Origin of the sequence: Pseudoduganella sp. RAF53_2, assembly GCF_052113985.1 — a bacterium.
Lineage (GTDB): Bacteria > Pseudomonadota > Gammaproteobacteria > Burkholderiales > Burkholderiaceae_D > Rugamonas.
Genome location: NZ_JBFRDW010000195.1, coordinates 1 through 9,113 on the forward strand (window position 1 = coordinate 1; position 9,113 = coordinate 9,113).

Annotated in this window: 5 protein-coding genes and 1 pseudogene; 3 read left to right on the forward strand and 3 right to left on the reverse strand. The window is 63.6% G+C overall.

What is annotated here, in order from left to right; all coding sequences use genetic code 11:
- The coding region (locus AB4Z11_RS13475; protein ID WP_442025761.1) for an MMPL family transporter at window positions 1–2,525 on the forward strand (2,525 nt) is incomplete at its 5' end.
- Window positions 2,526–2,530: 5 nt separating this feature from the next.
- On the forward strand, window positions 2,531–3,340 hold the full coding sequence (locus AB4Z11_RS13480; protein WP_442025762.1) for an MlaA family lipoprotein: 810 nt from the start codon (window positions 2,531–2,533) through the stop codon (window positions 3,338–3,340).
- Between the two features lie 39 nt (window positions 3,341–3,379).
- Here AB4Z11_RS13480 and AB4Z11_RS13485 read toward each other — a convergent pair whose 3' ends face one another.
- The 3 genes from AB4Z11_RS13485 to AB4Z11_RS13495 form a co-directional block, all read right to left on the reverse strand.
- The gene (locus AB4Z11_RS13485; RefSeq protein ID WP_442025763.1) at window positions 3,380–4,048 is read right to left on the reverse strand and encodes a phosphorylase; all 669 of its coding nucleotides are present in this window, start codon (window positions 4,046–4,048) and stop codon (window positions 3,380–3,382) included.
- Window positions 4,045–6,033 (reverse strand): squalene--hopene cyclase, encoded by a 1,989-nt coding sequence (gene shc / locus AB4Z11_RS13490; protein WP_442025764.1) that lies wholly within the window; start codon window positions 6,031–6,033, stop codon window positions 4,045–4,047. Before shc ends, AB4Z11_RS13485 begins: the two co-directional genes overlap by 4 nt.
- A 214-nt stretch (window positions 6,034–6,247) precedes the next feature.
- Window positions 6,248–8,560: a DNA polymerase II gene (locus AB4Z11_RS13495; protein WP_442025765.1), complete on the reverse strand. Its 2,313-nt coding sequence runs from the start codon at window positions 8,558–8,560 to the stop codon at window positions 6,248–6,250.
- A gap of 77 nt (window positions 8,561–8,637) precedes the next feature.
- On the opposite strand from AB4Z11_RS13495, the pseudogene AB4Z11_RS13500 reads away from it, so the two are divergent.
- Window positions 8,638–9,113, forward strand: a pseudogene (locus AB4Z11_RS13500) (CbbBc protein); the annotation flags it as partial.

The following is a 9,113-nucleotide window of genomic DNA, read 5'->3' on the forward strand; positions in this document are numbered from 1 at the left end:
GGGCTCTGCGTGACGCTGCCATCGATAAAGCCTTCCCGCAGCGGCGCCAGATGATCCTGGCCGTGGTGCAGGCGCCCGCACGCGAACTGGCCGATGCCGCTGCCGACGCACTGGCTGCTGATCTGGAAACGCAAACCCAACGATTCCGCACCGTGAGCCGTCCCGGCGGCGGTGAATATTTCGGCCGCGCGGGCCTGATGTTCCTGCCCACCGAAGAGGTACAAAAGCTCACCGCACAATTACAGGAAGCCAAGCCGCTGATTGGGCTTCTACAGCGCGACCCTTCGCTGCGCGGCTTGTCCGATACCTTGTCCACCACGCTGGCCCTGCCTCTGCAATTAGGCCAGGTCAAGCTGGAGGACATGGCCAGCCTGCTCGAGCGCAGCGCCGCGGCGATTGAAGGCACACTGGCCGGCCAGCACGCCGCCCTGTCGTGGATGGACCTGGATACTCAGCCAAAAGACAAGCCGACGCAAGCCAGCGCCTTCGTCGCCATCACACCAAAACTCGATTTCGCCAACCTCGCCGCCGGTGGCGATGYCAGTGACCTGATTCGCGCCAGCGCGGCCCGGCTCGACCTGTCGCGCAAATTCAACGCAACGGTACGCCTGACCGGTCCGCAGCCGCTGGCCGACGAGGAATTCGCGTCCGTGGCGGAAGGCGCCATCCTGAACGGCGTTCTGACCCTGCTGCTGGTGATCGTCATCCTCTGGCTGGCACTGCGGTCGACCAAACTGATCGCCGCCGTGCTTATCAGCCTGATTGCAGGCCTGATCGTGACAGCGGCCCTGGGCCTGGCCATGGTCGGCTCGCTGAATATGATTTCGGTGGCCTTCGCCGTACTGTTCATCGGCCTGGGCGGSGACTTCGGCATCCAGTTCGGCGTGCGTTACCGCGCCGAGCGCCACGAGCACCCTACCCTGCATCTGGCACTGGAACGCAGCGCCGCCGTGGCAGGCGGGCCGCTGGCACTGGCCGCTGCGGCCACCGCCCTCGCCTTCTTCTGCTTCCTGCCTACCGATTATCGCGGCGTGGCGGAGCTGGGGCTGATCGCCGGTGCCGGTATGCTGGTAGCCTTCTTCTTCACGCTGACACTGCTGCCGGCGCTGATCAGCGTCTTCCGTCCGCACGGCGAGCCAACGCTGCCTTCGGTGCGCTGGCTGGCTCCCGCCGACGAATTCTTTGAGCGCCACCGCAATGCGGTGCTGATCGGCGCAGGGGTGCTGATCCTGGCCGGTGTGCCTCTGCTGACCCATCTGCGCTTCGACTTCGATCCGCTCAACCTGAAAGATCCGAATTCCGAATCGATGGCCACGCTGCGCGCGCTGGCCGATGCGCCGGAAGCGGGTACGGAAGACGTCAGCGTGCTGGCGCCTTCGCTGGACGATGCGCAAAAAACGGCGAAGCGCCTGGCTGCCGTGCCGGAAGTCCTGCGCACCATCACCCTGTACAGTCTTGTGCCGGAAGATCAGGAAGCCAAGCTGCCGCTGATTTCCGCCGCTTCGGCCGTACTGTCGCCAATACTGGCCCAGCCGACGGCCGCCGCAGCCAGCGATGCCCTGCGCGTCGCAGCTCTGAAGCGCCTGGGCAGCCAGCTGGAACTGGCGGCGGAAGATCATCCCGGCGCCGGCAGTGCTCCTGCCCTGCGCCTCGCCAAAGCCGTGCAGCGCTTGGCCGGCGCCGATCCCCGCCAGCGTGACCGCGCCGAAGCGGCGATCGCGCTGCCACTGCGCTTGTCGCTAGCCCGCCTGCAACTGGCCCTGCAAGCGCAGCCAGTCAGCGTGAAGGATGTGCCGCCGGCCCTGGTGCGCGACTGGGTCACACCGGATGGCCGCGCCCTCGTCTCGATTACGCCGCGCCTGCCGGCGCCGGACAGCGACGATTTCCCCGATACGCTCGACCAGTTCATCGATGCCGTATTGCGCGCCGATCCGCGCGCTGCCAGCGGTCCGATTTCCGTGCGCGGATCGGCCGACACCATCATGGGCGCCTTCGGCAAGGCCACCGGCTATGCCCTGCTGTCGATTACCCTGCTGCTGTGGATTACGCTGCGCCGCTTCGGCGACGTGCTGCGCACGCTGGTGCCGCTGCTGGTATCCACCCTGGTCACGCTGGAAGTCTGCGTGCTGATCGACCTGCCGCTGAATTTCGCCAATGTGATCGCGCTGCCGCTGCTGCTTGGCGTTGGCGTCGCCTTCAAAATTTATTATGTGATGGCCTGGCGCGCGGGCCAGACCCATTTGCTGCAATCGAGCCTGACGCATGCGGTGCTGTTCAGCGCAGCCACCACCGCCGCGGCGTTCGGCAGTCTGAGTTTTTCACATCACCCCGGCACGGCCAGTATGGGCCAGCTGCTGGCCCTGGCGCTTGCGTGTACCTTGATTGGCGCCGTTTTCTTCCAGCCTATCCTGCTGGGCCGTCCGCGCGATACCGTGCGCACGCCCATCCCGCCGGATCTGCAGGACGACGAGGGCAGCCTGGAACTGGTGAGCAGTGCGGGCCGCAAAACCTCTGTCGGGGATTGACCTCCATGAAGCCAACGACTAGTTGTTCCGCCGTGATCCTGTGCGCCCTGCTGGGCGGTTGCGCCACCGTGCAAAGCCCTACTCCGGGCGATCCGCTGGAATCGTTCAACCGCAGCATGTTCAGCTTTAACGATACGCTGGACACGCATGTCATGAAGCCGGTGGCGCAGGGCTATCAGTCCGTCACACCATCCTTCGTCCGCACGGGCGTGACGAACTTCTTCGGCAACCTGGGCGACGTGGGCAATACGGTCAATAACTTCCTGCAGGGGAAAGTGGGCGATGGTTTCGAAAGCCTGATGCGGGTGGCGATGAACACTACTTTCGGCCTGCTTGGTATTCTGGATTTCGCCACACAGGCAGGCATTCCCAAGCATTCACAGGACTTCGGCCTGACGCTGGGGACCTGGGGCCTGCCTTCAGGCTCTTACCTGGTGCTGCCGCTGTTCGGTCCCAGCTCGTTCCGCGATGGCGTGGGCGTGGGCGTGGATATGTACTTTGATCCTGTGACCTATGTGGATTCGGATTACGCGATTCCCATGCGCGCGGTGAACATCGTCAATACGCGCGCCAATTATCTGGGTGCCACGGATTTGCTGGAGCAGGCGGCGCTGGATAAATACACCTTCGTGCGCGACGCCTATATGCAGCAGCGCCGCAACCGTCTGGGACAGGGTAAGGAAGGCGGCCTGCCGCAGTATGAGGAACCGGATGAGGGCAAGCCAGCCGAGGCGCCACAGTCCGGCGCCACACCGGTGCCGCCGCCACAGCAGCAGCCTGCCGAGCCGGCGCCGCAACAGCCGGCGGCGCGCTGACGGGCACGCATTCGCGCCGGCGCACGCGGGCCGCGCGGCTCAGGCCAGCGCGTCCGGCAGGGCGAAACGCTCACCCAGCCGCGCGCGCACCTGGCCCAGCGCGGTGCGCGCTTGCGCGGAATCGCGGCCCAGCCGCATCAGTGCTCCCAATTGCGTGGGACGCGTCAACAGGCTGCCTAATAGCGCACTGACGTCAGTCCGCCCATCGACGCCAAATGCCGCCACCGCAGCCGGCGGAACGGGACGCTCAGCCGGATCGATCACCACGCGCAAGGCGGCGAACGGCACGCCAGCCTGCCGCGCCGCGCGGGCGCCGATGTGCGATTCCATATCCGCCGCCAGCGCACCCAGCGCTGCGTACATGCCGGCCTTGTCGTCCACCGCCGCGATCGGCGCATCCACGCCTGCCAACGGCCCCAACGCCACGCCCGGCAAAGCGCGCAGCAACTCGGCGGTCCAGAGCGAATCGGTAGGAATTGTTTCGGCAAGCGTCGAGATGCGGTCAGCGATGACGATCGCCCCGGGTTTCAATGAAGGCGCCAGCCCGCCCGCCACGCCAAAGCTGATCAGCCCCGCGCAGGGCTGCTGCAAACGCGCAGTTAAAGCGCGCTCCAGCGCCTCGCCGCGCAGGCCATAGATCACTTCCGCATCGGCGATGCGCGCTTCGAACGCCATGCCCGTGAGGACAAGGACAGGCGCGCCGATCACATCCCCCAGCGCGTTGGAGCGGCTCCGTCGCGGCGCAGGTTGGCGTAGCGTGCCAGGACCCACAGCAGGAAGTAATGCGCGTAGCCGTGGTAGCGCAGGTAGAACACGCGCGGGAAGCCAACAGCCGTAAAGTGTTCCTCTTCCCAGGTGCCGTCTTCGCGCTGCGTGGAAACCAGATAGGCGATGCCGCGCTCAATGGCTTCGTTATCGCCCTCGCCTGCCGCCATCAGGCCCATGATGGCCCATGCCGTTTGCGATGGTGTGCTGATCGAATTCTCGTGACCGTTGTAGTCAATGCGGTAGCTGTCGCCGCCTTCGCCCCAGCCGCCGTCGTCGTTCTGGACGCTGAGCAGCCATTGGCCCGCGCGCTTCATGGCTGGATGGTCCGCATCCAGGCCAGCGGCATTCAGCGCGCACAGCACGCTCCAGGTCCCGTACACATAATTGGTGCCCCAGCGGCCGAACCAGCTGCCATTGTCTTCCTGCTCGTCCAGCAGGTAATTCAGCGCCAGCTGCGCTTCCGGGCTGGTGACGCCGCCCTCCATCTGCGCCAGCATGGACAGGCAGCGCGCCGACACGTCCGCCGTTGGCGGGTCAAGCAAGGCGCCGTGGTCGGCAAACGGAATGTTATTCAGATAGTAGTGCGTGTTCTCAGGCTCGAAAGCGCCCCAGCCGCCATTGGAACTCTGCATGCCCACCACCCATTCGCGCGCACGCTCGATGGCGTCCTTCGATGGCGGCAGTTTGGGGTCGTCATGCGGCACGTGCTCGCCCAGCGTTTGCGTGAAGCGATGCAGGGCCATGGCCACAACGGCGGTATCGTCCACGTCCGGATAATAGGCGTTTTCGTACTGGAAGGCCCAGCCGCCGGGGCGCACGTCCGGACGACGCACCGTCCAGTCGCCRCGATGATCCAGCACCTGCAGGCTGCGCAGCCAGTTCAGGCCACGCGCAGCCGCCGCCGAAGCCTTGGAGCTGGACACCTCCAGCAACGCGTGGCAGGCCAGCGCCGTATCCCACACCGGCGACAGGCAAGGCTGGCAATAGGATTCGTCCTCGCGGTCCACCAGCAGCAGATCGATGGATTTGCGCGCTACCTCCGCATCAGGATCGGTAGCCGGCACGCCTAGCACATCGAACATTAAAACAGCATTAACCATGGCCGGAAAAATCGCACCGAGGCCATGCTCACCGTTGACACGCTCGCGCACAAACTGCTCGGCCTTCTTCAAGGCGCGCCGGCGCAAGCCGTTTGGAATCAGTTTTTCGCCAGCGCGCAACACCACGTCGATGCCGCGGAATATGGCGTACCAGCCGCGGTGCTGATGCGGCGCGCAAGGCGGCAAATCGGCCTTCTCGGCTGGATGTATGAACAATTCGTCGATCTTCACGCCACGCGGATTGCGGGCCACGGGACGCAGGCTATTCAGCACCAGCAGCGGCACCAGCACGGTACGCGACCAGTAAGAGACTTTCGAAATATGGAATGGCGCCCAGACCGGCAGCAGCATCAGCTCCACCGGCATCATCGGCACGCTGCGCCAAGGCAGGATGCCATACAGCGCCAGCATCGTGCGCGTGAAGACGTTGGCGTTTTCGGCGCCGCCCAATTCCAGGATGCGGGCGCGCGCCCGCTGCATATGGGGCGCGTCCGGCGAGTCGCCCAGCATCTTCAGCGCGAAGTAGGCCTTCACGCTGGCGCTGATATCGGCCGCGCCATCATGAAACAGGGGCCAGCCGCCATCGCGGCCCTGCACGCGCCGCAAATAGCGGCCCATGCGTTCTTCCAGTTCGGGGTTGTGGGCTTCGCCAAGATAATGGACGAGCAGGACATATTCAGCGGTGATCGTGGAGTCCGCTTCCAGCTCATACAGCCAGTGGCCATCTTCACGCTGGCGGGAGAGGACGGCATCGAGAGCTAGCTCGAGCGCCGTTTCCGCACTGCGCGGTGCCGGTCGGGTTTGCGCTTGTCGTACCTGGGCCATATTCACCTGAATCAAAGGTTAATGCGATGGGGGCACTGCCTTGGTGGCTCGACAAATTATAACAATATGTCAAAGCGACACACTATCCTAGCGGATATATGAAAGTCTTGCAGGAGCTTGCCAACAACAGGTGAAAGTAGGTGCGCGTCGCAGTTTGGGCGATCAGGGATTTCCTCCGAGCACTGCTTCTTTTGCGATGATCAACAATCCGGAATCAGAACAGATTGCCCTGCGCCGTGGTCAGGCTGGCGAAGCTGCTGTTAAGGGGAAGCAGGATGGAGTCGGCAATCGGTTCCAGCTGCTTGCTCAGATAGTGCTCATAGTCGATGGCCGAGCGCTGGACTTCCAGCGGCTCGGGGCCGTTCCTGGTCATCACGTAGCTGATCCAGCCGCCGTTCTGGTAGCGCAGGGGGCGTTTCATGCTGGCGTTGTATTCGTCGGCGATGCGGGCGGCGCGCACTTGCGGCGGCACGTTGACCTGGTATTCGTCCAGCCGCTGGCGCAGGCGCTTGCGGTAGACCAGCAGTTCATCCATTTCGCCGGACAAGGTCTTGCGCGCATACTCGCGTACGAAGTCCTCGTACGGTTCGGAATTGAAGACCAACTTGAACAAGCCTTGCTGGAACTGCTGCGCCAGCACGGTCCAGTCGCTGCGGGCTACCTCCAGGCCGCGATAAATCATTTCGCCTTCGCCGGTCAACCCTGCGTAACGCTTCTTGCTGCCCATGTCCGTGCCGCGAATCGTCGGCATGAAGAAGCGCTGGTAGTTGGTATCGAACTCGATTTCGAGATGGCTCTCCAGATCAAATTCTTCGCGCAGGTGAGTGCGCCACCAGGTATTGATCTTGTCGACCAGGCGGCGCGCAACGGCCATCGCCTCGTCGTTGCCGTGACGGCGTTTGAGCCAGATGAAAATGGAATCGGTGTCGCCGTAGATGACGTCATAGCCCTCCTCTTCCACCAGCTCCACGGTGCGCTTGATCATGGCGTGACCGCGCAGCGTGACGGACGAAATCAGTTTGGGATGGTAAAAGCGGCATTCCGTTGAACCCAGCACGCCAACGAAGGAATTCATCAGCAGCTTCAGTGCCTGCGACAGTGCTTCGTTCTTTTCGCGCTTGGCCGCGTCGCGGCCCTGCCATAGCTGGGTCGTGATGGTCGGCAGGCAGTGGCGGTCGCGCGAGAAGGCCGCACCGCGCATGCCGGGTACCGTGTCCACCTTCCCCTCTTCCGCCATGCCGACCACCATGCCGACCGGATCGACCAGGAAGGTGCGGATGATGGATGGGTACAGGCTCTTATAATCCAGCACCACCACCGAGTCGTACAGCCCCGGTTTTGAATCCAGTACGAAGCCGCCCGGCGATGGCTGCGGCGCCACCTCGCCCACATTCGGCGCCACAAAACCTTCGCGGTGCATGCGCGGCAGGTAGCAGAAGTTGAAGGCCGCGATGGAGCCGCCCATGCGGTCCGGCTCCAGGCCAGTAACGTGGGCGCGTTCGAGAATGAAGGCCATCAGCCTGGCTTTCTCGAAAATGCGCGTGACCAGTTCGCAGTCCTTCAGGTTGTAGTAGGCCAGCGCCGGTTTGTCTTCGTGGAAGCGGCGCTCGATCTCGGCCATCTTGTCGTAGGCGTCGCCGATGTCCTTGCCCTCGCCCAGCATAACCTGCGATACGTTCTCCAGGCTGAAGGAAGAAAAGCTCCACGAGGCCGCGCGCAAGGCCTCTATGCCGTCGATGACGATGCGGCCCGGTACGGATGCGAACACATAGCCCTCGCGCATGCCGTGCTGGCGCCAGTCGATAGTGCGGCTTTCGCGGCCCAATTGCAGCGGCACCTTGTATTTGTCGGCGTTCTTCTGCAGCACGCGCAAGTCGAATTGCACCACGCTCCAGCCGATGATCACATCCGGGTCGTGCTCGCGGAACCAGGCGTTGAGCTTTTCGATCAGCTGGCGCGGCGTTTCACAGTATTCGAGCGAGAAGTCCTGCTGCGGCTGATCGACAGGCGGCTGGCCCAGCATGTACACTTGGCGCTGCCCGCAGCCTTCCAACGCAATGGAATACAGATCCTCGAAGGCGCTGGTTTCAATATCCRGCGAAACCATCTTCAGTTTGGGACGGTAGGCGGGCGCGGGTTTCATGCGGTCGCCGTCCACCTCCACGCCAGCCGTGATGAAGCGCTCCATCAGGAAGCGCTCAGGCGGGCGGATATCGGCTTCGTACAGCGGAATGCCGCGCTCCCGCAACTTCTTCTCCAGCGCCAGCAACTGCTTGTAATGCGTGGCGTACACCCCGACCACCGGCTCGTGCTGGAAGGTTTTCAGCGGCAGTTCGCGCAGATCGATGCCGCGCAATCCCTCCAGCTGCGACTCGATGGCCGAACGCAGGCCAACTTCGGCGAAGGCCACGGACGGCTGCGCTGTCAGCACGATCTTGTGCGGGCCTTCGTCCGTCGCGAGCCAGAACTCGATTTCAGTGCCGTCGCGGGTGTCGCGCCAATGGCGGGTAAGAATAAAACCTTGCATGGCAAAATTATACTGTACGCAAATACAGCATGCAGGCCATGGTATAGTGCCGCCTCTTACCTTTTTGCTAAATACTCATGAACGACCGCGTGTTTCCGATCCGTCCTTACGACAAGCCAGCCGGCGGCCTTGGCTCGCTGCACGGTACGGCGAAGGCCTTACAGGAAAACGGGCCGTTCCCCGCGTTGTCCACGCTAACGAAACTGAACCAGCCGCAGGGTATCGATTGTCCCGGCTGCGCTTATCCGGACACGCCGGGCGGCAAGACGGTGGACTTCTGCGAACAGGGCGCATGGGCCGTCGCGCACGAAGCGACCAAGCGCCGCGCCGCGCCGGAATTCTTTGCCGCGAACACGCTGACTTCCCTGCGCCAGCGCGAAGAATGGGAGCTGGAAGGCTTCGGCCGCCTGACCGCGCCGATGCGCTACGACGCCGCCACCGACACTTACCGCGAAATCGCGTGGGAAGAAGCGTTCAAGCTGGCTGGCGAAGGCTTGCGCGCGCTGGAGCATCCGAATCGCGCGGTGTTCTATGCATCGGGACGCAGCAGCAA